The 19,901-nt window shown below is 64.3% G+C and carries 20 protein-coding genes, 1 tRNA gene and 1 pseudogene; 15 read left to right on the forward strand and 7 right to left on the reverse strand.

Annotated features, from left to right (window positions below; all coding sequences use genetic code 11):
* Positions 1 to 81: 81 nt before the first annotated feature.
* The 5 genes and pseudogenes from H1B27_RS06215 to H1B27_RS06235 all read left to right on the forward strand — a co-directional run bounded on the left by H1B27_RS06215 (position 82) and on the right by H1B27_RS06235 (position 3,127).
* Positions 82 to 1,056 (forward strand): Bug family tripartite tricarboxylate transporter substrate binding protein, encoded by a 975-nt coding sequence (locus H1B27_RS06215; RefSeq protein WP_061879874.1) that lies wholly within the window; start codon positions 82 to 84, stop codon positions 1,054 to 1,056.
* Between the two features lie 149 nt (positions 1,057 to 1,205).
* Positions 1,206 to 1,484: a DUF3551 domain-containing protein gene (locus tag H1B27_RS06220; protein ID WP_197965373.1), complete on the forward strand. Its 279-nt coding sequence runs from the start codon at positions 1,206 to 1,208 to the stop codon at positions 1,482 to 1,484.
* A gap of 92 nt (positions 1,485 to 1,576) precedes the next feature.
* Positions 1,577 to 2,029, forward strand: a complete 453-nt coding sequence (locus tag H1B27_RS06225) for an ArsR/SmtB family transcription factor (protein ID WP_197965374.1) — start codon at positions 1,577 to 1,579, stop codon at positions 2,027 to 2,029.
* Positions 2,030 to 2,037: 8 nt separating this feature from the next.
* Positions 2,038 to 2,373, forward strand: a pseudogene (locus H1B27_RS06230) (SRPBCC family protein); the annotation flags it as partial.
* A 16-nt stretch (positions 2,374 to 2,389) separates the two neighbouring features.
* On the forward strand, positions 2,390 to 3,127 hold the full coding sequence (locus H1B27_RS06235) for a DUF899 domain-containing protein (protein ID WP_197965375.1): 738 nt from the start codon (positions 2,390 to 2,392) through the stop codon (positions 3,125 to 3,127).
* A gap of 202 nt (positions 3,128 to 3,329) precedes the next feature.
* On the opposite strand, the gene H1B27_RS06240 is transcribed toward H1B27_RS06235, so the two are convergent.
* Positions 3,330 to 4,577, reverse strand: coding sequence for a S1C family serine protease (locus tag H1B27_RS06240; RefSeq protein ID WP_197965376.1), 1,248 nt, complete (start codon positions 4,575 to 4,577; stop codon positions 3,330 to 3,332).
* 202 nt (positions 4,578 to 4,779) lie between these two features.
* Here H1B27_RS06240 and H1B27_RS06245 point away from each other — a divergent pair, with 202 nt between their 5' ends.
* The 4 genes from H1B27_RS06245 (at position 4,780) to H1B27_RS06260 (ending at position 7,271) form a co-directional block, all read left to right on the forward strand.
* A complete protein-coding gene (locus tag H1B27_RS06245) occupies positions 4,780 to 5,397 on the forward strand; it encodes a hypothetical protein (RefSeq protein ID WP_061879869.1) in 618 nt (205 codons plus the stop codon).
* The gene (locus H1B27_RS06250) at positions 5,384 to 5,758 is read left to right on the forward strand and encodes a transcriptional regulator (RefSeq protein ID WP_061879868.1); all 375 of its coding nucleotides are present in this window, start codon (positions 5,384 to 5,386) and stop codon (positions 5,756 to 5,758) included. Before H1B27_RS06245 ends, H1B27_RS06250 begins: the two co-directional genes overlap by 14 nt.
* 32 nt (positions 5,759 to 5,790) lie before the next feature.
* Positions 5,791 to 6,531 (forward strand): di-trans,poly-cis-decaprenylcistransferase, encoded by a 741-nt coding sequence (locus H1B27_RS06255; protein ID WP_061879867.1) that lies wholly within the window; start codon positions 5,791 to 5,793, stop codon positions 6,529 to 6,531.
* 254 nt (positions 6,532 to 6,785) lie between these two features.
* Positions 6,786 to 7,271, forward strand: a complete 486-nt coding sequence (locus H1B27_RS06260) for a Crp/Fnr family transcriptional regulator (RefSeq protein WP_061879866.1) — start codon at positions 6,786 to 6,788, stop codon at positions 7,269 to 7,271.
* Here H1B27_RS06260 and H1B27_RS06265 read toward each other — a convergent pair.
* The gene (locus tag H1B27_RS06265) at positions 7,210 to 8,037 is read right to left on the reverse strand and encodes a metallophosphoesterase family protein (protein ID WP_061879865.1); all 828 of its coding nucleotides are present in this window, start codon (positions 8,035 to 8,037) and stop codon (positions 7,210 to 7,212) included. The genes H1B27_RS06260 and H1B27_RS06265 overlap by 62 nt on opposite strands.
* Before the next feature lie 209 nt (positions 8,038 to 8,246).
* On the opposite strand from H1B27_RS06265, the gene H1B27_RS06270 reads away from it, so the two are divergent.
* The 3 genes from H1B27_RS06270 (at position 8,247) to H1B27_RS06280 (ending at position 9,749) form a co-directional block, all read left to right on the forward strand.
* The gene (locus H1B27_RS06270) at positions 8,247 to 8,933 is read left to right on the forward strand and encodes a DNA-3-methyladenine glycosylase I (protein ID WP_061879864.1); all 687 of its coding nucleotides are present in this window, start codon (positions 8,247 to 8,249) and stop codon (positions 8,931 to 8,933) included.
* 28 nt (positions 8,934 to 8,961) lie between these two features.
* Positions 8,962 to 9,255, forward strand: coding sequence for a DUF1330 domain-containing protein (locus H1B27_RS06275; RefSeq protein WP_197965377.1), 294 nt, complete (start codon positions 8,962 to 8,964; stop codon positions 9,253 to 9,255).
* A gap of 194 nt (positions 9,256 to 9,449) precedes the next feature.
* Positions 9,450 to 9,749, forward strand: coding sequence for a hypothetical protein (locus H1B27_RS06280; RefSeq protein WP_061880256.1), 300 nt, complete (start codon positions 9,450 to 9,452; stop codon positions 9,747 to 9,749).
* Between the two features lie 117 nt (positions 9,750 to 9,866).
* Here the strand turns inward: H1B27_RS06280 and H1B27_RS06285 are convergent, their stop codons facing one another.
* Together H1B27_RS06285 and dinB are read right to left on the reverse strand one after the other, a co-directional pair.
* Positions 9,867 to 11,279, reverse strand: coding sequence for a sensor histidine kinase (locus H1B27_RS06285; RefSeq protein ID WP_061879862.1), 1,413 nt, complete (start codon positions 11,277 to 11,279; stop codon positions 9,867 to 9,869).
* A gap of 105 nt (positions 11,280 to 11,384) precedes the next feature.
* The gene (gene dinB / locus H1B27_RS06290; RefSeq protein ID WP_197965378.1) at positions 11,385 to 12,485 is read right to left on the reverse strand and encodes a DNA polymerase IV; all 1,101 of its coding nucleotides are present in this window, start codon (positions 12,483 to 12,485) and stop codon (positions 11,385 to 11,387) included.
* 213 nt (positions 12,486 to 12,698) lie between these two features.
* On the opposite strand from dinB, the gene H1B27_RS06295 reads away from it, so the two are divergent.
* From H1B27_RS06295 to H1B27_RS06305, 3 genes are all read left to right on the forward strand, one after another.
* Positions 12,699 to 12,908, forward strand: a complete 210-nt coding sequence (locus H1B27_RS06295; protein WP_197965379.1) for a hypothetical protein — start codon at positions 12,699 to 12,701, stop codon at positions 12,906 to 12,908.
* Between the two features lie 351 nt (positions 12,909 to 13,259).
* Positions 13,260 to 15,194, forward strand: coding sequence for a S8 family serine peptidase (locus tag H1B27_RS06300; RefSeq protein ID WP_197965380.1), 1,935 nt, complete (start codon positions 13,260 to 13,262; stop codon positions 15,192 to 15,194).
* Positions 15,195 to 15,244: 50 nt separating this feature from the next.
* Positions 15,245 to 15,469: a hypothetical protein gene (locus H1B27_RS06305; protein WP_197965381.1), complete on the forward strand. Its 225-nt coding sequence runs from the start codon at positions 15,245 to 15,247 to the stop codon at positions 15,467 to 15,469.
* 67 nt (positions 15,470 to 15,536) lie between these two features.
* Here H1B27_RS06305 and H1B27_RS06310 read toward each other — a convergent pair.
* From H1B27_RS06310 to H1B27_RS06320, 3 genes are all read right to left on the reverse strand, one after another.
* A tRNA-Arg gene (locus H1B27_RS06310) sits at positions 15,537 to 15,613 on the reverse strand.
* A 59-nt stretch (positions 15,614 to 15,672) separates the two neighbouring features.
* Positions 15,673 to 16,728: a sensor domain-containing diguanylate cyclase gene (locus H1B27_RS06315; RefSeq protein ID WP_197965382.1), complete on the reverse strand. Its 1,056-nt coding sequence runs from the start codon at positions 16,726 to 16,728 to the stop codon at positions 15,673 to 15,675.
* Positions 16,728 to 19,838 carry a bifunctional diguanylate cyclase/phosphodiesterase gene (locus H1B27_RS06320; protein ID WP_197965383.1) on the reverse strand — a complete coding sequence of 1,037 codons (3,111 nt, stop codon included), beginning with the start codon at positions 19,836 to 19,838 and terminating at the stop codon, positions 16,728 to 16,730. Before H1B27_RS06320 ends, H1B27_RS06315 begins: the two co-directional genes overlap by 1 nt.
* Positions 19,839 to 19,901 lie beyond the last annotated feature (63 nt).

A 19,901-nucleotide genomic window follows, 5' to 3' on the forward strand; every position in this document is an offset into this window, starting at 1 on the left:
CGCCTGTAGCAAGCTTTGTTACAACCGACGCGACCTTCAAGCTATCCGACTTTCAAGAACAACACTGGGAGAACCCTTGAGATGATCACTCGCCGTACCGCGCTGGGCCTGCTCGCCGCCAGTCCGCTTGCAGCCACCCCGCTGTCGAAGGCCCTTGCCGCCGATTACCCGGCCCGTCCGGTGAAATGGGTGGTCGGCTATCCGCCGGGCGGGGCCACCGACATCCTGGCGCGCCTGCTCGGCCAGCGGCTCTCGGAAAAGCTCGGCCAGCAATTCGTGGTCGAGAACAAGCCGGGCGCCGGGAACAATATCGCGACCGAATCGGTCATCAATGCCGAGCCCGACGGCTACACGCTGCAGCTGGTCAACCCGGCCAACTACATCAATGCCTCGCTCTACGCCAACCTGAAGTTCAACTTCGTGCGCGACATGGCGCCGGTCGCCTCGTTCCAGCGAGTGCCGAACGTGATGACCGTCAACAAGGACGTGCCGGCCAAGAACGTCGCCGAGTTCATCGAATATGTGAAGGCCAATCCCGGCAAGGTCAACATGGCCTCGTCAGGCAACGGCACCTCGGTGCATCTGTCCGGCGAGATGTTCATGGCCATGACCGGCTGCAAGATGCAGCACGTGCCCTATCGCGGCGCTGCGCCCGCGATCACCGACATGCTGGGCGGCCAGGTGCAGGTGATCTTCGACAACATGCCCTCGATCATCCAGCACATCCGCTCCGGCTCGCTGCGGGCGATCGGCGTCACCACCGCGCAGCGCTCGCCGCAACTGCCCGACGTGCAGGCGATCGCAGAGACCGTCAAGGACTACGAGGCCAGCGCGCTGTTCGGGATGGGGGCGCCGAAGAACACGCCGAAGGAGATCATCGCCAAGCTCAACGCCGAGGTGAACGCGCTGATGAAGGAGCCCGACATGGCCAAGCGTCTGGTCGAGCTCGGCGGCGAGCCGCGGGTGCAGACGCCGGAGGCGTTCGGCGAAGAGATCAAGGCCGAGACCGAGAAGTGGAAGAAGGTCGTCGAGTTCGCCGGCCTGAAGGTCGAGTAGCGATCTTGTGATGATCGAGATGGAGCCCTGCCGTTCGGCAGGGCTTTTTTCTTGCGCGCACGATTCCGTTGATCTGGAATAAAAGGGCGCAGCGAAACCTGATGGTATGTGGGGCCGTATCTCGCGTCACCAAGAGAGGAATTCGAATCATGCGCATGATGCAATTGGGGCTGCCGGCGCTGGCCACCATGGTTCTCGTCGGTTTCACCGCCAGCACCCCCGCCACCGCGCGCGATTATCCCTGGTGCGCGCAGGGCGGCGAGTACGATTATCCTGGCGAATGCGCCTACAGCACCTATGAGCAGTGCCAGGCCAGCGTCTCCGGCCGCCTGCTGTTCTGCGATCGCAATCCTCGCTTTGCCTACGGCCAGCAACAGGACCCGCAACCGCGGCCGCACCGGCGCACGCGGCCTGTCACTCCGTACTGATCGCGCTACGCTCGCCTGATCACGCAGTCGTGCGGACCCGTGCGAACGGGTTCCTGCTTGACGCCTTTCCGCTCGCGTCTATACTAAACCATATGGTTAAGTATAAGGACGAGACGCTGGACCGGACCTTTGCGGCGCTGTCCGACCCGACACGGCGTGCGCTGCTGGCACGCCTCGGCGAGCAGGACGGCCTGACGGTGAGCGAGCTGGCGGCCCCGTTTCGAGTCTCGCTGCCGGCGATCATGAAGCATCTCGACGTGCTCACGGATGCCGGCCTGATCATGCGGGAGAAGACCGGACGCACGGTCGCCTGCCGGCTCACCGCGCAGCCGATGGAGCAGGCGATGAACTGGCTCAATCGCTATGCGCAGTTCTGGTCCCACAATCTCGATCGCCTCGCCGCCTTCGTGGAGGAAGAGACATGGCCAACGCAGCCGCCAACGCCGCCGAACGCCCGGCAGAACGTCCAAGCCTCACGCTCACGCGCCGGCTCCGCGCGTCGCCCGAAAAGGTCTACGCCGCCTGGACGCAAGGCCCCCAGCTAGCGCAATGGTTCGGGCCGCCGAACATGAAGCCGGCGACGCTTCAGGCCGAGCTCGACGTCCGCGTCGGCGGCCGCTACCGCATCAGCTTCATCCGTGACGACGGCGAATATTTCGAAGCCGGCGGCCTCTATCGCGAGGTGGTGCCGAACGAGCTGCTCGTGTTCACCTGGGCCTGGCATTCGACGCCCGAGCGTGAATCGCTGGTGACGATCTCACTGAAGCCGGACGGTGCCGGCACCTTGATGGTGTTCCATCACGCCCAGTTCTTCGACGAGACCGCACGCGACAACCACCGGCGCGGCTGGAGCTCGTTCCTCGACAAGCTCGATGCTTTCGTCGCTTGACCCCAAGGAGAACGCCATGCAGCAACATCAGATCGTTTCGCGCGAGCAATGGATCATAGCGCGCAAGGCTCTTCTGGCCCACGAGAAGGAATTGACGCAGGCCCGCGAACGGCTTGCCGACGAGCGCCGCCGGCTCCCCTGGGTCAAGGTCGACAAGGCGTACGAATTTGAAGGGCCGAACGGTATTGTGTCCTTGGGCGACCTGTTCAGGGGCCGGCCGCAGCTCATCGTGCAGCACGTGATGTTCGCACCCGATTGGGACGCGGCTTGCAAAAGTTGCTCGTTCTGGGCCGATGGGTTCGAGCGCATGGTGCCGCACCTGGTCGCGCGCGACACCGCCAGGGTTGCGGTCTCGCTGGCGCCAAGCGCAAAGCTCGAAGCCTTCAAGAAGCGGATGGGCTGGACCTTCGACTGGATCTCCTCAGGCCGCAACGACTTCAACCGCGATTACGGCGTGACGTTCTCGCCGGAGGAAGTCGCGACCGGCAAGCCGATGTACAATTTCGGGACCACGCCGCTCTACGGCCCCGAACTGCCCGGCATCAGCGTGTTCTTCCGCGACGAGACCGGCGCGATCTTCCACACCTATTCCTGCTTCGCCCGCGGCCTCGACATGATGAACGCTGCTTATCAATATCTCGATCTCACCCCGCTCGGCCGTCACGAGGAAGGTCTGCCCTATCCGATGGACTGGGTGCGCCTGCGCGACCAGTACGAGCCGCAGGCGGCAAAGGGGGCGTGCTGTCACGGGTGAGGTTGTACGCTGGATCGGCAACAATGGTGTCATCGCCCGGCTGCGCGAGCGATCCAGTACTCCGAGACGGCTGTGATGAATCGAGAGGCCGCGGCGTACTGGATTCCCCGCCGGAGCCTGTCATCGGGCTCGCCGAAGGCGAGACCCGGTGGCGGGGAATGACAGCCGAGGGTGATGTGCAGGGTGTGCCCTGCCCCGATAGCTACCGCTTCGCGTCCGCCTGCTCCGTCGCGTTGCACGAGATCAGCATCGTATAAGGTCGGGCGTTGGTGGCGATGTCGGTGGTCTTGAGCTCGCTCTTTGGCTCGGCGGTCTGATAGGGCACCACGGAATTGTCGAGGAAGTCGCGCAGCACGCCGGTCTTGATGGCGAAGTTGATGTTTTCAGGGATGTTGCCGGTCGCCACCGCGATACGCAATGCCGGGATCTTTGCGGTGACCACGCCCACGACCTGACCTGTGCTATCGAACAGCGGCCCGCCGCTGTTGCCGGGCTGCACGGGGGCACTGATCTGCAGGAAGCGCGAGTCGTTGCGCATGCCGCTGAGCGAGCTCACGATGCCGGTGGTCACGCTGAAGTCCGAGGTCAGGATGCCGTGATAGGGAAAGCCGATCGCGACCACGGAGTCGCCGGAGCGAATCGAGCGGTCGCGGATCCGGGCAAAGTCCTTGAATGTCGTCGTCGATGGCGCCTGCAACAGGGCGAGATCGTTGTTGGTGTCGCTCGACACGACGCGCAGCACCATTGCTGCCTCGCCGGTGAGATTGCCCTTGATGTCGCCGACGCAGCCGTCGATCACATGGTGGTTGGTGACGATGTGTCCGCTCGTACTGACCACGAAGCCGGTGCCGCTCTTGGCCCTGGCGGGTTTGCCGGCGGCGGGCGATGCCGCCTGCTTGTCCGGCGCGGCCTGCGGCTTGGCAGCCATCTTGGTGAAATCGCCGACCTTGTCCAGCCCGTCGGCCTTGACCCGGGTCACACAATTGCTGACGGCGGCAATCAGAGGGGCAGTCGAGGTCAGGCTGAACTGGAAGGGCGTGCCTCTCGCCACCGCCACCATCAGGCTCGCCTTCTGGAAAGCGCGCGCGACGTTTGTCGGCAGAACGGCTGAGACCATGACCTCGGAAAAGGCGGTCGCAAACAGTCTCACCTCGGCCTGACCGTCGAAGGTCAGGTCGATCGTCAGGTTCTCGCCCTTCTTGAAACGAAACGCTGGATTGGCAAAACCGAGCAGCCACGCGTTGTTCGAATCCTGGCCGACAAGCAAGGTCATGCCATTGGCGTAGGGCATGCTTGCAGCGCAGTGAGAGAACGCGCCGGTCGAGTCATGGGTGAAAGCGCCACCGTTCCAGTTGCCGACGTGGATTGTGCCGAAAGGCCCCGCCGCATGAACGAACCCGGCCAGCATCACCTCGAGAACAAACGCAACGACAAACGACTTCCGCCACATACCAGCCCCCTGGAACGCTTCCGAGTCCATCTTATCCGTCAGGATATGTAGCGCGCAACCGCCAGTTGTCCGCTCGCGTCCGGTCGGGCCGTCGCGACATTCGGGCTTGCCTTTGCTTTGCGGTGCCATATACTTTGCAATACAAAGTAACGGGACATCACGCCCCGAAACACCCGGGTGGAACGAGGATTTGGCGTTGCCGATGCGCGATCTCGACAAGGCGCTGGCCGACATCGTGACGATCCGCAGCCAGATCGCGGCGGGTACAGCCTTCCGCGGCTACGGCCCGGCGACGATGGTGGCGACCGGCGCTGTCGCGCTCATCACCGCGGTTCTGCAGTTCTGGCTGCTGGATGACCCCACCGGCGAGCCGCTCGGATTCTTCATCGGCTGGCTCAGTGCCGCCGTGCTCTCGGGGCTGATGATCGGCATCGAGATGCGGGCGCGTTCGCGCCGTCACCATTCGGGCCTGGCGGATGCCATGATCCACCAGGCCGTCGAGCAGTTCCTGCCGGCAGGCGTTGCCGGCGTGCTGCTCGCGGTGGTGATGTGGAAGTTCGCGAGCGAGACGCTGTGGCTGCTGCCGGGCCTGTGGCAGATCCTGGTGTCGCTCGGCATCTTTGCCTCGGTCCGCTCACTGCCGCGCACCGTCGCGTTCGCCGGCGCGTGGTATTTCGTGTCCGGCTTCGCAGTGGTGGTGCTGGCGAGCCGAACCCACACGCTGTCGCCATGGACCATGGGACTGCCTTTCGTAATCGGGCAATCGGTGATGGCGGCCATTCTGCATTTCGCGTCCGGAGACAACGATGTCGAAGACTGACAGCGCGCCCTTCTCCTATGAAGGACTCGACCGCGTGATCCACGAGAAGGCGAGGCTCGGGCTTCTGACCTCGCTGATGGCGCATCCCAAGGGGCTGGCATTCGGTGATCTCAAGCAGCTCTGCGGCCTCACCGACGGCAATCTCAGCCGGCACCTTGCCGTGCTCCAGGAGGCGGGCCTCGTCGAGATGACCAAGGGCTACGAGGGCAACCGCCCGCACACGACCTGTCGCCTGACCAAGGCCGGCCGCCGCCGTTTCCTCGACTATCTCGCCGTGCTCGAGCGGCTGGTGCGCGACGCGGCGAAAGCCGCCGGCCGCGAGGCGTCGCTGCTCGGCCGCCTCGGTATCGCCTCGACCTGATTCTCCCCCTTTTATTGACCGGAGACTTTGCAATGCAAAGCGAATCCACCTCGCGCAACGAGAAGCTCCATGTCGGCATCATCATGGACGGCAACGGCAGATGGGCGACGCGGCGCGGCCTGTCCCGCGTGCGTGGCCACGAGGCCGGCGTCGAGACCATCCGCCGAATCGTCGAGGCCGCGCCCAAGCAGGGCATCGGCACGTTGACGCTTTACGCCTTCTCGGCCGACAATTGGCGGAGGCCGAGGGCCGAGGTCGCGGCGCTGATGACCTTGCTGCGCTTCTATCTCGCCAACGAGGTGCAGAGCCTGGTCAGGAACGGTGTGCGTCTCACCGTGATCGGCCGCCGCGACCGGCTGCCTGACGGCATCGCCACCGCGATCACGCGCGCCGAGGAGGCGACCGCCCGAGGAAGCGCGCTGCATCTGCGCATCGCGGTGGATTACTCAGCTCGCGATGCGATCCTCAACGCGGCGGCCAAAGCGGCCGCGCTCACCAGCCTCACACGCGAAGCGTTCTCGCAGCTCGTTACCGGCGAGGCTGGCCTTCGCGACGTCGATCTCATCATCCGCACCTCGGGCGAGAAGCGGCTGTCGGACTTCCTGCTCTGGGAGGGCGCTTATGCCGAGCTGCATTTCACCGAGCGGATGTGGCCCGAATTCGATGCGAGCGATCTCACCGCGGCGCTCGCCGCCTTCCACGGCCGCGAGCGCCGCTTCGGCGGGCTTCGGGCGATCGTGCCGGAGGAGGTGCCCTCGCTCTCCCGAGTGTGACGCACGGCACGCGAAAACGCGCTGTTCGTTTTCAGCCGCCAGGTTGGGCAGCGCCGACCATGCGGCCGTTGCGCGGCCTCGGACATGCGCGGCCTGGCGACGGAGGCGGGTTTTGGGGATACCGGCCCTGGAGACTGGCGCGGTCCCCCTCGCCAAGTGCTGTCGCGCCCGTCATAGACGCGTTGATTTGTCGTGTGGCACGGATCATGCTCTGGTCTGGGGCGATGGGGTCCGCAGCGACGGGAGCTTCTGCGATGCGCGCAGTCCTGGATTATTGCACCGGCGGAACGGAGCGGCAGGTCGCCGCCGGCACGCTGATTGTCAACGAGGGTGGCACCAGCGGCCACCTCTACGTGCTGATGCAAGGCAAGCTCGAGGTGCTCAAGGGCGAGATGGTGGTCGCCACCGTCACCGAACCCGGCGCCGTGCTCGGCGAGATGTCCGTGCTGCTGGGCCAGCCGCACACCGCCACCGTGCGGGCCTGCTCCGACGCGATCGTCTATGAGTTCGAGGACGCCGCCTCGTTCCTCGAGAAGGAGCCGGGTGTGGCCCTGCTGATCGCAAAGATGCTGGCGCAGCGGCTCAATGTCGCCAACACCTATCTCGCCGATCTCAAGCGGCAATATGCCGGCCACGGCACGCATCTGGCCATGGTCGGCGAGGTGCTCCAGAGCATGATCAACCTGCCGCCGCATGAGGTCTCGCCAGGCTCGGATCGGAAATCCGATCCAAGAATGTGAGCCAGTCGGGCGGCGCCTCGATGGGGGCGGCGGGGCGCTTCAGCGGCGCATTCAGGTCGATCCACTGGGCTTCGCCGGCCGCGAGCCAGAATGCCCTGTCCGCGTCGAGGTCGAGCACGATGCAGGTCGGCGGCCGGCCCGGTTGCAGGCCGGTGTTGAAGACCCAGGTCTGGCCCAGCCGGTCGAACCACGAGCCGCCGGTGATGAACGGCGACTGGTGCACATGGCCTGAGATCACCATCGACGGCTGGTATTGCATGATCCATTGCACCAGCTCGACGTCGCCGAAGAAGCGCTTGCCGCCCCAGCTCGTCGGTGAATCCGCCGGCGGCGCGTGATGCGCCCAGATCCAGCGCCGCAGCCGGCCGGTGGCGGCATCGCGCAACTGTTCGACGATGCGCTGCTTCACCAGGGGCCCGTCCCACCACGGGCACACCGTGAACATTGTGTCGCCGATGCTGAGGCTGTCGCCGTCGCAGGCGATGCCGAGCTCGCGTACCTCCGAAATCCAGCGTGCGATCTTCTCGCCTTCGGTGCTGCGCTCGTCCAGGTCGTGATTGCCGGAGCAGAGGATCACGCGGGTCCGCGCGGCAAGGAGCGCGAGGTACTTCTTCACCACCACGATCTGGGCGCGGAAGTCCACGATCGAGCCGATGTCGAGCGCATCGCCGGCGAAGACCACGAGATCGAATTGCGGCGCCGCGCTGACCAGCCAGTCGAGCTGCGGCAACGAGTAATGCAGGTCGGCCACGACCAGGCAGCGCATGGAAAATCCGACGGCCAGAGATCAAAATGTAAGGGGATTCCAAAAACGGCATAAAGCAAGAAGCAGACCAGCCCGGCCGCCCCTTTGCGTCAATCCTATGAGCGACAGCATGCTGCGTCCCGTCGCAGAGCGCAAGGGGCGGCAATGCGGGGGCTGGACCGGATCGCCGAATTCTGGTGTCGTGGCCTGCCCTCAACACCTGTGTTCACATGACCCCCTTCAAGACCATTCGCGCGCGGGCCGAGAAGCGCAAGGGCGGGCCCAAGGCGCTGGAGAAACTGATGCCGGCCAAGCCGGACTTGAAGCGGCTGGCCAAGTTCGGTGATGACCGGATCCTCGCCGAGATGACCAGGCGGGTGTTCTGCGCCGGCTTCGCCTGGAGCGTGATCGATTCGAAATGGGACGGCTTTGAAGACGCCTTCCTGCATTTCCAGCCCGCCAAGCTCACCTTCCAGCCCGAGGACTATTGGGAGGGCCTGCTGCGCGACGCGCGCATCGTGCGCAACGGCGCCAAGATCATGTCGGTGCGCGACAACGCCGCCTTCGTGCAGGAGATCGCGAAGCAGCACGGCAGCTTCGGCAGGTTTCTGGCGAAGTGGCCGTCGTCCGACGAGATCGGCCTGCTCGATCTCCTCAACAAGCGCGGCAGCCGATTAGGGGGCAACACCGGCCAGATGCTGCTGCGCTTCGTCGGCTGGGACGGTTTCGTGACGTCCAAGGACGTGGCGGTCTGCCTGCGCGATGCAGGTCTCGACATCGCCGAAGAGGTCAAGTCGAAGGGCGATCTCGCCAAGGTGCAGGCGCAGTTCAATGCCTGGGCCGAGGAGACCGGCCTGCCCTACACTTATCTGTCACGTATCTGCGCTTTGTCGGTCGGCGAGAACCGCGGCGAGTAGCAATTCGCCCCAAACGTCAGGAGAAGCGATGGCCAAAGCCTACTGGGTTGCAACCTACCGAGCGATCAAGAATCCCGATGCCATGGCGGCCTACGCCAAGCTGTCGCGTCCGGCGATCGAAGCGGCCGGCGGCCGTGTGCTCGCACGCGGGATGCCGGCCGCGGCCTTCGAGCTCGGCCAGATGGAGCGTGTCGTTCTCATCGAGTTCGACAGCGTGGAGCGCGCCAGGGCGGCGTATGCCAGCCCGGCCTATCAGGCCGCCCACGATCTGCTTGGCGACGGCGTCGACCGCGACATCCGGATCGTCGAAGCCGCCGACTAAAGCGGACAGATCGTGTGCATCCTGTGGCGAACTCGTGCCGCTAGCGCGGCGGATGCGGCGCGCGATCACGAAATACATTTTGCAGGAACATTTGTCCGCAGCGCCTGTTCGGGACTTTGAGCCAGGCGGACAAGGGCAGGGAACGCATGCTCCCGCCTGGGTCAATGAAACCGCAGACAGAAACGGAGCAGCTCATGAAGCTCACATCCGAACAGGTGAAGCAGACCGTCAACCAACTCGGCGCTCAGGTGCTGCCCGACGAACATCCCGCGATGCCGCAGCTCAACAGCATGTTCGGCGAGCACACTTTCTTTGTCGACGAGATGGGCCTCAAGGTCCTCGAGCCTGCGGCATCGCTTGGTGCCGAGACCGACCGCCAGAGTGGCGAGGTCGTCAGCCTCGCCGATTGGGGCGATTCCGACCTGACGCGCCTGATGGCGCATGAGCCCGAACCGACCGGCGTGATCGTGGTGTTCGAGCACGTGAGGCATTGAGCGGTTCGAGCGAATCGACTTTCAACGGTGGCGGGCCTGAAAATCCGTCACCGACAGTCGCACTCGCCGGGCGCTCTGTGTTCGCTTTTCGAGGCGGCTCCAACCTGGCCGCGGGAGTCATGCCTGGAGCGGAATCTCCATGGCGATCTGAGTCCCCGGACCCGTCGTGCTCTCGAGCCGCAGGCGCCCGTTCAGCGATGAGGCCACCAGATTAAAGGCGATGTGCAGCCCCAGGCCGGCATGGCCGCTCTCCCGACCAGTCGTGACGAACGGATCGAAGATCTGCGCCTGCAACTCCTCGGGAATTCCGATGCCTTCATCAGCGCAGACGAGGCGGACGGATGTCGGGTCCGGCTGGCTGACTGTGATGACGAACCGGCCGCCTCTCTTGTCAGGATAGGCATGGCCTGCGCTATTGAGAGCGAGATTGCTGATCACCTGAGCTAGCGCTCCGGGGTAGCTGTTGAGCTTGATCCCCGCCGGGCATCGGACCGCGACCGTCAGGCCATGATGCGACAGCAATGGCCCGAGCTTGGACATCAACTCCGACAGCCAGTCCTTGAGCTCGAAGGTCCGCCGGTCCTCGTCGGCCTGATGGACGGCGACCTGCCTGAAGCTGTGCACCATCTCGGATGCGCGGTGCAGATTGTCGAAGGTCAGATTGAGCCCCTGCTTGAGCCTGTCGATGCCCTTGGTCAGATCGGAACGCCGGACCGATGCTCCGCCTAAGGCATCAGCCATTGTCTGCAGATCGGCCTGCATGGTGGTCGAGGTCGTCAGGGCGAGGCCGAGCGGGGTGCTGACCTCGTGCGCGACACCGGCCACCAATTGGCCGAGCGAGGCAAGCTTTTCCGCCTGCACGAGCTGCTCCTGGGTCGCGCGCAGATCGCGCAGCGATCTCTCCGAGCGTTCCTTTTCCCGTTGTAACGCCTCCGACGTCCGGAATTGTCTTCGCGCCCGGTATTCGCGCGCAGCCACGGCGTAGAGCGACAATGCGTAGGCATTGCCGACGAGAGAATGATTGATGAAGCTCAGCCCGGTCGGCATCGTCGTCGCGAACGACTCGGCGACCAGCAGCGCCACCCACGAGAGCAGGCAGAAAATCGCTAGCGAGCCGATCCGCAACGGCAGCATGGTCGAGACGAACAGGATGATCATCATCATGCCGGGCGCGGCAAAGGTAAAGCCCGACGGCAGCACCAGATAAATGCTGGGCAAGATGCAGCCGGGAATGACACAATAGACGAGGAAGATCGTCTCTGCCCATGGCTTCATCCATCGCCGTGACAGCAGCGCCGTCAGCGGCAGCAGGATAAAGACGGCCGTGCCGCCGCGGATCGCGAGCGTGATCGGAACCACTTCGGGGTACAGCACCCAATCCCAGAGCGTGTAGCCGGCATAGGTGGCGGCGCCGAGCAGCATTGCGATCTGCGTCCATCCGAGGCTGCCCCGGACATATTGGTCGACAAATCGCCGCTCCTCGATGCGGTCTTCGAAGCGCAGTCCGAGGCGTATCAATAAGGCAAGCATTCCAACATCAATCGCGAAAAGACCTGTTTGACGTCTCTACGACAGGTTTTGGGCCGCGTCGCTGCTAAAGATGTCGCGTTCGCCGAAGCGGTCCTCTGGCCGGATTCAGATCCCGAGCGTCAACTGCGGCTCCGAATCGCCACCGGCCTGGAGCGAGGACAGCGAGACCCCCAGCAGCCTGACGCGCTTGGGCGGCGGCATCTCGGCTTCGAGCAGGCCGCAGGCCAGCCGCTCCAGTTCGTCCCGGCCCGCAACGGCCGCGGCGACGGACCTGCTGCGCGTGATGATCTCGAAGTCGGCGAACTTGATTTTCAGGGTAACGGTGCGGCCGCGATTGCCGGACGCCTCGCAATGGCGCCAGACCTTGTCGACCAGAGGCCTGAGTTCGGCGACCAGCGCATCGAATGCGTCGAGGTCGATCGAGAACGTGTTCTCCGCGCCGATCGACTTGCGGATCCGGTTGGCCCTGACAGGCCGCTCGTCGACGCCGCGTGATATCCAATAGTAATAGGCGCCGGACTTGCCGAAATTCGCGTTCATGAACTCCAGCGTCTGGTTGCGGATGTCGCGGCCGGTGAACAGGCCGAGCGCGTTCATCTTCGCGGCTGTTGCCGGGCCGATCCCGTGGAACTTGCCGACCGGCAGCGTCTCGACGAAGGCCGGCCCCATCTCCGGCGAGATCACGAACTGGCCGTTGGGCTTGCGATGATCCGAGGCGAGCTTGGCCAGAAACTTGTTGTAGGAGATGCCCGCCGAAGCGTTGAGGCCCGTCTCGGCCTTGATCTTCTCGCGGATCTTCCGCGCGATGTCCCGCGCCAGCGCAATGCCTTGCAGGTTCTCCGTCACGTCGAGATAGGCCTCATCCAGCGACAAGGGCTCGACGATGGCCGTGTGCTCGGCGAAGATCTCGCGGATCTGCCTCGAGATCGCCTTGTAGACCTCGAAGCGCGGCTTGACGAAGATCAGCTCTGGACATTGCCGCTTCGCGGTCACCGACGGCATGGCGGAGCGAACGCCGAACTTGCGGGCCTCGTAGCTGGCCGCCGCGACGACGCCGCGCTCCGCGGAGCCGCCGACCGCGACCGGCTTGCCGCGCAGCTGCGGATTGTCGCGTTGCTCCACCGACGCATAGAAGGCATCCATGTCGATATGGATGATCTTGCGGATCGGCGAGGCCGCGCCGGTCACCGTGTCGGATTCGCTCATGGAGAAATGATACAATTGCGCGAAAGGAAGCGCGAGGTGATGGATGTTTCAGTGGTCGTTGTGCTCGCCTGGGTCGTCTGTGCCGGCGTGCTCAATGCGGCCATCTGGCGTTTGAATTGAGGCGTTCGGCTAGGCGTTCATCAAAGCGGAATCTCAGGCTTGTGAGTGGCAAGCCCGGGCATCCGACCTAATATGATCCTGCGGAGGACAGCCATGCAATACAGCTCCGAACTCATTCAGACGATGCGCCAGGCCCTGGAAACCGTGATGGCGAGCGTGCCCGCCCATCAGTCGGTCTTCGGCCTCAAGGCAGCAGTCGCCGAATGCATCCTGAAGGCTGCCGCGCACGGTCAGACATCGTATGACGGGCTGGTGACGTCGGTGTCGGACCAGGTCCAGTCGATTATTGCGATGCTGACGTGACGGTGGATGAGTCGCGCCTGATTTTGCGGTTCGACCTTTTGGTTCAGGGTCTCGGTATGGCCTGAATCGTCCGCCGCGAATCTCGCAAGATCGGTCTCGAGCCGCCGCTCTCGACGGTTCGCTCGCCCTTTTGATGGTGCCACTCCTGGAGAGATACTTCCCTCTCGCTGCGATTCGCAATCAAGGGTTGCGACTAAATGTCTTGCGACGTAAGCTATATGCTCCTGTTAGGCGAGGTTGCCCGATATTACCATGCAACCACGATCAGCGGCGGTGCCCGTCCGTAGCGCGGTAACGCAGCCGAGATGATCGCCCCATTTTCGTCATTGCTTTTTATTCGGAGGAATTGCCATGGCCGTACGCGAGCTTTCACCCAAATCGTCCATTTCCCTGCAGATCATGGAAGACATCGCACCCGGCGGTGACGTGTTTGCGATCGTCCAGCCGCTGGCCGCTCCGCGACGCGTGGTGAGCGGGGCCGCAGGGGCGGATCCCGAGGCCGCAGTAATCGTCGAGGCTGACGAGGGTACCGACATCGCTCCGCTGCTCGCGCGCGCGGAGGCGAAGCAGGTCGCGGATCTTGGTGGCGGTCTCTATGCCGCGATCGTGCCGGTCAAGAAGGCGAGCATCGTCTACGAGCATGCCAACGTCAGGTTTGTTGAGGCACAAAAGCAAAAGAGAACCATGCTGGAGAAAGCGCTTGTCGACGGCATGGTCGGGTTGCCGAGCAGTCGCAAGGTGGCGGGTCGAGGCGATGGTGTCGTTGTCGGCATCATCGACTCCGGGTTCGATCTCTCGCACCCAGCCTTCCGCGATGGCAACAACAAACTGCGCGTCGATGCGCTGCTCGAGCAGAAATTCAATGGCACCACGTTCTCCGCGCGAGAGTTTTCGACGGCGCAGCTCGAGGCCGGTTGGAACACCGGCGGCAACCGACCCGGCTTTGATGAGGATGGACACGGAACACATGTAGCCTCGATCGCCGCTGGCAGTCCGTTCAATGCCGTATCGGGCGTGGCGCCGGATGCACGATTCGTACTGGTGAAGACCGATTTCATTCGCCTGGCGGAAGCGACAAAATGGTGCTTCGACAAGGCTGACGGCCGTCCGGCCGTCGTCAACATGAGTCTCGGCGGTCATCACGGCGCCCACGACGGAGCGAGCGCGGAGGAGCGTGCGCTGGACAGGCTTTCCGGCCCCGGCCGGATCGTCGTGCTGGCGGCCGGCAACGAGCGCATCGACAACATTCACGTCGGCGCGCGCCTTGCAGAGGGCCAGACGGAAACCGCGACGCTTGACATGTCGACCGAAGAAGGCGGCATCACCATCGTCTGCTGGTACGGCAACAAGGACAGATTCGACGTCTCGCTGGTCTCGCCCTCGGGGACGGTGATGGCGGCGCCGGGCATGAATCGGGAAGCGAAGTTCAACGCCAATGGGGCCCGGGTAACGATCGGACGAACGGCCCAGACGCGGCATAAATCCGTCGAGGTTCTGATCGATGCCCGGATCAAATCGAGCACGGACTTGAGCGACTTCAAGGGATGGAAGCTGCGTGTGACCTGCACCAAGGCTGAACCGGGACGGTTCGATGCCTGGATCACCGGCAACGGCCGCTTTCGCGACGGCGCGTTCGTGGAGTCTGCGCGCACCATTGGTCTGCCCGCGACGGCTACCCGGGTCATAGCCGTGGCCAGTCACGTCACCAAGAATGCATGGAGGTCCGATGACGGGCCGCAGACCGCGCCCGCTGCGGTGGTCGGTCGTTCCAGCCGTTTCTCCAGTCGCGGGCCGACGCGTGACGGGCGCGAGAAACCCGAGATATCGGCGCCCGGTGAGATGATCACGGCGGCACTCGCGGCTGGTTCGGAAGAGGCGGAGAACAGCGAACGGGCCGGTACGCCGACGCGCACACTGACCATCGAAGGAACCAGCATGGCGACCCCCTTCGTTTCGGGCGTAATCGCGCTCATGCTGGAGCGGCGGCACCAGCTTGATCCCGAAGGTGTGGTTGCGGCCTTGCAGGCGACGGCCGTCAAGGATGCGCACACGGGCCCGACCAACTGGACTCCCGAATACGGCCATGGAAAGATATCAGCGCAGGCTCTGGTCAATCATGTGAACCAGATGGCGCCTTCGGCTGTTGTCGTCACAGCGGCTGGCTCGCTCCTCGCCGACGTCGGGCAGGCCTATGCCAGACCCGCGGCCGCGCCGCAGGCGAAACGGGTTGGATCGGGTGGCAAGAAAAAGACCGGAGTAGCCCGGAAGGCAAAGAAAAAGCGCTAGCGTTAAGTCGGGATTCTGGAAGAAGGTCGGAAGATTCGGAAGATAAAGAAATGGCCCAGCGATCATCTCCCGACCCGGACATCGTCGCAGTCTATATCGAGCCGTCGCCGGGCGTTTCGGACGAGCAGCTCCAGAACGCGATGAAGGCTGCAAAGGTGACCGATGTCAGCAGCCTGGTGCCGGGCATGTTCTCGGCACGGATGCCCGCGTCAAACATCGAGGCACTCAAGTCCGTCGCGGACGTGGAAGTGATGCAGAGAAAATTGCCGCGCTAGTCTATGCGTGGCGTGCGGAGCCCATCTCGGGTGGCAGCTAGAACTTACGTGGCGTCCGACAGGAGAATGGCGCACCCGACACGATTCGAACGTGTGACCTTTGCCTTCGGAGGGCAACGCTCTATCCAGCTGAGCTACGGGTGCAGTGGGATTTCATTTAGCCGATTGGCGTGGGGCGGGCAACCGCTTCTCGCCGCATGCGCTCAAGCCGATTTGCGCCGGACAGAGGCCGGAACCGTTGCCGCCTGCCGGCCGAGGGCGGCGAATTCGGCCAGCACCCGTTCGGCGCACATGACGCGGTTGCGGCCGAGGCGTTTGGCCACATAGAGCGCCTCGTCGGCCGCGCCCAGCAGCCGGTCGGGGCCGCCGTCGGCACCGCCGGGGATGTGGCTGGCGACACCGACGCTGAGAGTGACGTGATCGCCGGCGCCCGCGGCGCCGTGGGCGATCTGCAAGGCCGTGACCGCGCAGCGGATCGCCTCGGCCACGTTGCAGGCGGTGTCGCAATCCATGTCCGGCAGGATCAGCGCGAACTCTTCGCCGCCATAGCGGCCGGCGAGATCGAGCGGGCGCACCGCGTGCCGGCTGACGACGGCGGCAACCGCGCGCAGGCACTCGTCGCCGCTCTGGTGGCCGTGGCGGTCGTTGAACAGCTTGAAATGGTCGACATCGACGAACAGCAGCGCCAGCGGCTTCTGCGTGCGCTGGGCGCGCGCCCATTCGTCCGACAGCATCTGGTCGAAGGAGCGGCGGTTCGCCAGGCCGGTCAGCCCGTCCTTGGTGGCGAGCTCCTTCAGCGCCATCTCGGCGCGCTTCTGGTCGGTGAGGTCGCGCAGCGTCTCCACCACCGCGATCAGCCGGCCGGCCTCGTCGTGGATCGGGCCGGCGTCGATGGCGAGATAGAGCTGGCTGCCGAGCTTCGGCATCACGCACCAGTTCTCCGCGGAAAAGCCGAGCCCGTTATGGCCGCGCGCGGCATATTCCGAATAGTATTCCGGCAGCTGCTCCGGCCGGTCGAGCGCGACGAGGTCGGCAAGGCAGGGGCGCCTTGTCTCGTAGAAGGCCTGCCAGTGCTTGCCGGTGCCGATCACCTCGGAGGCGGCGACGCCGGTCAATCGCTCGCAGGCCATGTTCCAGATCACCACACGGCGCTTGGGGTCGATCACGAAGGTCGGCACCACCAGGTGTTGCATCAGCCGCACGGCATAGGAATCCGCAACGTCGACGGCTGGGGTCGGAAGTGTCCTCGACTTCGCCATCAGGCCACCGCCGCCACGGGCGCGGAGTCGCCGGGGCCGAACAGCTTTCGCACCTCGCTGGCCGGCTTCGGGGCGCTGAACAGATAGCCCTGCATCTGCGTGCAGCCGAGCGCGCGCAGCATGTCGCGCTGTGCCTCGGTCTCGACGCCCTCGGCGACCGTGGTCATGCTACTGGCGGCCGCAATGTTCACCACCGCCTGCACGATCACGGGCGAGCCGCTCGCCTCTGCGATGTCGGCGACGAAGCAGCGGTCGATCTTGATCTTGTCGAACGGGAAGCGCTTCAGATAGCTCAGCGAGGAGTAGCCGGTGCCGAAATCGTCGAGCGCGATGCGCACGCCGATCGAGCGGAGCTGATGCAGGATCGAGAGCGCCGCCTCGTCGTCGCGGATCAGCACGGCCTCGGTGATCTCGAGCTCGAGCCGACGCGGGTTCAGGCCGGAGGCGGCGAGCGCGCCAGCGATCCGCAGCGCCAGCGTGTCGCATTTGAGCTGCACCGGCGAGACGTTGACCGCGACGCGCACATGCGCCGGCCAGGTCGCGGCCTCGTTGCAGGCCATCCGCAACACCCAGTCGCCGAGCTCGTTGATCATGCCGGTGTCCTCGGCGACCGGAATGAACTCCGCCGGCGACACCATGCCGCGCTCGGGATGCCGCCAGCGCAGCAGCGCCTCGCAGCCGGAGACTTCGTTGGTGCGCAGGTCGACCAGCGGCTGATAGTGAATCTCGAAGCCGCCATTCACGAGGGCCTGCCGCAAATCCAGCTCCATGCTCAGGCGTGCCTTGGCGCTCGCATCCATCTCCGGCTCGAAGAAGCGGTGGGTGCGGCGTCCATTGGCCTTGGCGCCGTACATCGCAAGGTCGGCGTTCTTGATCAGCTGATCGAGATCGGCGCCGTCCTGCGGCGCCAGCGCAATCCCGATGCTGGCATCGGTGGAGAGCTGATGGCCGAGACAATGATAGGGCTGCCGGATCGCCTGGTAGATCCGCGCCAGGAAGAACAGCACGTCGGCGGAGGATCCGATCCCGGTCTGGATCACCGCGAACTCGTCGCCGCCGAGCCGCGCGATTAAATCGCCCGGCCTGAGGCAGCCGCGGAGACGGTCCGCGATCGCCTTCAACAGCTCGTCGCCGACGTGGTGGCCGAGCGAGTCGTTGATGCCCTTGAATTCGTCGACGTCGATGTAGAGCAGAGCGAACTGCTTGCCGCCGGCGACCTTCGCCAGCTCGCATTCGATCTGCTCGCGGAACAGGGTTCGGTTCGGCAGGTCGGTCAGCGCATCGTAATGCGCCAGATGCGCGATCTTCTCGTCGGCGTAGCGCCGCTCAGTGACGTCCTCGACGACACTGATGAGGTAGCGCGGCTCGCCGGACCTGTCGCGAATGCCGATCCGGGTCGAGGTGATATAGCGCAGCCCCTTGGTCTGGCTTCGCCAGGGATGTTCGTCCTTGAACAATCCGCCGGCGGCCTGCAGCGCTCTGCTGTCGTCCTCGGTGACGAGTCTGGCGGCTTCTTCCGGATAAAGATCGAAGGGGGTCTTGCCGACGATGACTTCGCGCGATTGGCCGAATTGCTGCTCGGCGGTCCGGTTGATCAGCAGATATTGCCGCGTTCGGGCGTCCTTCACCGTGATCTGCGAGGGGATGTGATCGATGATCTCGCGCAGGAAGGTGTAGTTGCGGTCGCGCTCCTGTTCCAGGTTGCGGCGCTCGGTAATGTCTTCGATCGTGGCGACCCATCCACCCTGCGCGAGCGGGGTGTTGATGACCTGGAAGGCGCGGCCGCTGGCCAACTGATGAATTCTCGTCGAGACCGTGCCTTCGGCGACGATCCTCATCACGTCGGCGCAAAATGTCTCCACATCGCCGTCGAACGCATCGCGCTCCTTGCGATGATACATCGCCTCGCGGATGTGGCAGCCCGGCTTGATGACGTCGTGGGAGAGGCCAAACATGTCGGCGTAGCGGCGGTTGCAGGTGACGATGTAACCGGCGGCGTCGTACAGGATCAACCCTTGCGACATGTTGTTGAGCGCGGTGTCGAGCTGAAGCCGCTTCGCTTCGATCCGCTCCTGCGCCTCACGGTTCTGCCGGTTGATCTGGCGGATGATCAGATACAGGATCAGCGCGATGACGGCGGCTGAAAGCGCTGCGGTCGTGACCATGAAGCCGGTCTGCTGCCGCCAGTCCGCAAGGGCCGCCGCCGTGGTGTTGGTGCCGACGATGATCAGCGGGAAATGCGTCAGCGATGCCGCCGAGCCGAGCCGCTCCTCGTCGTCGATGAGGCCCCTGACGCGGAGAGTCTGCTGACCGCCTTTGGTGAGCACCTTCCGCATCAGTGGCGCATCCCTGAGGTTGCGCCCGATCAGCTCTTCGACATGCGGATGGCGCGCCAGCATCTTGCCTTGGCGGTCGAACAGCGAGATGGCCGTACCCTCGGCTAGCGCGACAGACGCGAAATACTGCCGGTAGCTGTCCGGGTCGATCCGGCGCACCATCGCCCCGAGGAAGGTGCCGTCGGCGCCGGTCAACCGGCGTGCGACGATCGTGGTCCATTTGTTGATGATGAAGCTGCGGACGGATTCCAGCAGCACCGTCTCGGACTGCGGATTGGTCTTGAACGTCTGAAAGTAGGCCCGGGACGAAATATTGATCTTGGGCAGCGGGTGGGCCCGCGACCAGTTGATCAGCTCGCCGTCGGCATCATAGATCGCGATGTCGCCCAGATGGGACACGGAGCTGATCTTGCTGCGCAGCATCTGGTTCGTGTCGGGACCGGACATGCGCTCGCGGAACATTGCCGGGGAGGTGATGTCGGCCAGGTTCATCTGCCCGATCAGATCGGCGGCGACGACATCGGAATCCTCGAACTGCTGATCGAAATGCCGCGCGATCAGCTGCACCGTGTTTTCCAGCTCGCGTTCGCGGTTGGCGAGGGTCCGCTCGCGGAACTCGCCGACGGCCATGGCCGTGACGGCGAAGATTCCGGCGACCAGCAACACGCCGCACAGGGTCAACCACAGGACGGGACTACGTCGCGCCAAGGCCTCCCAGCCGCTCCTTACGGCAAGAGACATTCCGGCAGCCACCGTAGAAAGGACCTGGCGCATTCCACCTCACACGAGGAACAGGAATACACCGCACAAATGGCGCAAACCTTAGGAAAGCAAGTT

This window comes from Bradyrhizobium diversitatis, from assembly GCF_016031635.1.
GTDB classification, from domain to species: domain Bacteria; phylum Pseudomonadota; class Alphaproteobacteria; order Rhizobiales; family Xanthobacteraceae; genus Bradyrhizobium; species Bradyrhizobium diversitatis.

Bases quoted from the DNA above. Each gene is read 5' to 3' on its own strand.
- H1B27_RS06220 (WP_197965373.1), top strand. From the start codon at position 1,206: ATGCGCATGATGCAATTGGGGCTGCCGGCGCTGGCCACCATGGTTCTC.
- H1B27_RS06235 (WP_197965375.1), top strand. From the start codon at position 2,390: ATGCAGCAACATCAGATCGTTTCGCGCGAGCAATGGATCATAGCGCGC.
- H1B27_RS06285 (WP_061879862.1), bottom strand. From the start codon at position 11,279: ATGCTTGCCTTATTGATACGCCTCGGACTGCGCTTCGAAGACCGCATC.
- H1B27_RS06245 (WP_061879869.1), top strand. From the start codon at position 4,780: ATGCGCGATCTCGACAAGGCGCTGGCCGACATCGTGACGATCCGCAGC.
- H1B27_RS06225 (WP_197965374.1), top strand. From the start codon at position 1,577: ATGGTTAAGTATAAGGACGAGACGCTGGACCGGACCTTTGCGGCGCTG.
- H1B27_RS06250 (WP_061879868.1), top strand. From the start codon at position 5,384: ATGTCGAAGACTGACAGCGCGCCCTTCTCCTATGAAGGACTCGACCGC.
- H1B27_RS06315 (WP_197965382.1), bottom strand. From the start codon at position 16,728: ATGGCGAAGTCGAGGACACTTCCGACCCCAGCCGTCGACGTTGCGGAT.
- H1B27_RS06280 (WP_061880256.1), top strand. From the start codon at position 9,450: ATGAAGCTCACATCCGAACAGGTGAAGCAGACCGTCAACCAACTCGGC.
- H1B27_RS06275 (WP_197965377.1), top strand. From the start codon at position 8,962: ATGGCCAAAGCCTACTGGGTTGCAACCTACCGAGCGATCAAGAATCCC.
- H1B27_RS06265 (WP_061879865.1), bottom strand. From the start codon at position 8,037: ATGCGCTGCCTGGTCGTGGCCGACCTGCATTACTCGTTGCCGCAGCTC.
- H1B27_RS06270 (WP_061879864.1), top strand. From the start codon at position 8,247: ATGACCCCCTTCAAGACCATTCGCGCGCGGGCCGAGAAGCGCAAGGGC.
- H1B27_RS06260 (WP_061879866.1), top strand. From the start codon at position 6,786: ATGCGCGCAGTCCTGGATTATTGCACCGGCGGAACGGAGCGGCAGGTC.
- H1B27_RS06300 (WP_197965380.1), top strand. From the start codon at position 13,260: ATGGCCGTACGCGAGCTTTCACCCAAATCGTCCATTTCCCTGCAGATC.
- H1B27_RS06320 (WP_197965383.1), bottom strand. From the start codon at position 19,838: ATGCGCCAGGTCCTTTCTACGGTGGCTGCCGGAATGTCTCTTGCCGTA.
- H1B27_RS06215 (WP_061879874.1), top strand. From the start codon at position 82: ATGATCACTCGCCGTACCGCGCTGGGCCTGCTCGCCGCCAGTCCGCTT.
- H1B27_RS06240 (WP_197965376.1), bottom strand. From the start codon at position 4,577: ATGTGGCGGAAGTCGTTTGTCGTTGCGTTTGTTCTCGAGGTGATGCTG.
- H1B27_RS06255 (WP_061879867.1), top strand. From the start codon at position 5,791: ATGCAAAGCGAATCCACCTCGCGCAACGAGAAGCTCCATGTCGGCATC.
- H1B27_RS06305 (WP_197965381.1), top strand. From the start codon at position 15,245: ATGGCCCAGCGATCATCTCCCGACCCGGACATCGTCGCAGTCTATATC.
- dinB (WP_197965378.1), bottom strand. From the start codon at position 12,485: ATGAGCGAATCCGACACGGTGACCGGCGCGGCCTCGCCGATCCGCAAG.
- H1B27_RS06295 (WP_197965379.1), top strand. From the start codon at position 12,699: ATGCAATACAGCTCCGAACTCATTCAGACGATGCGCCAGGCCCTGGAA.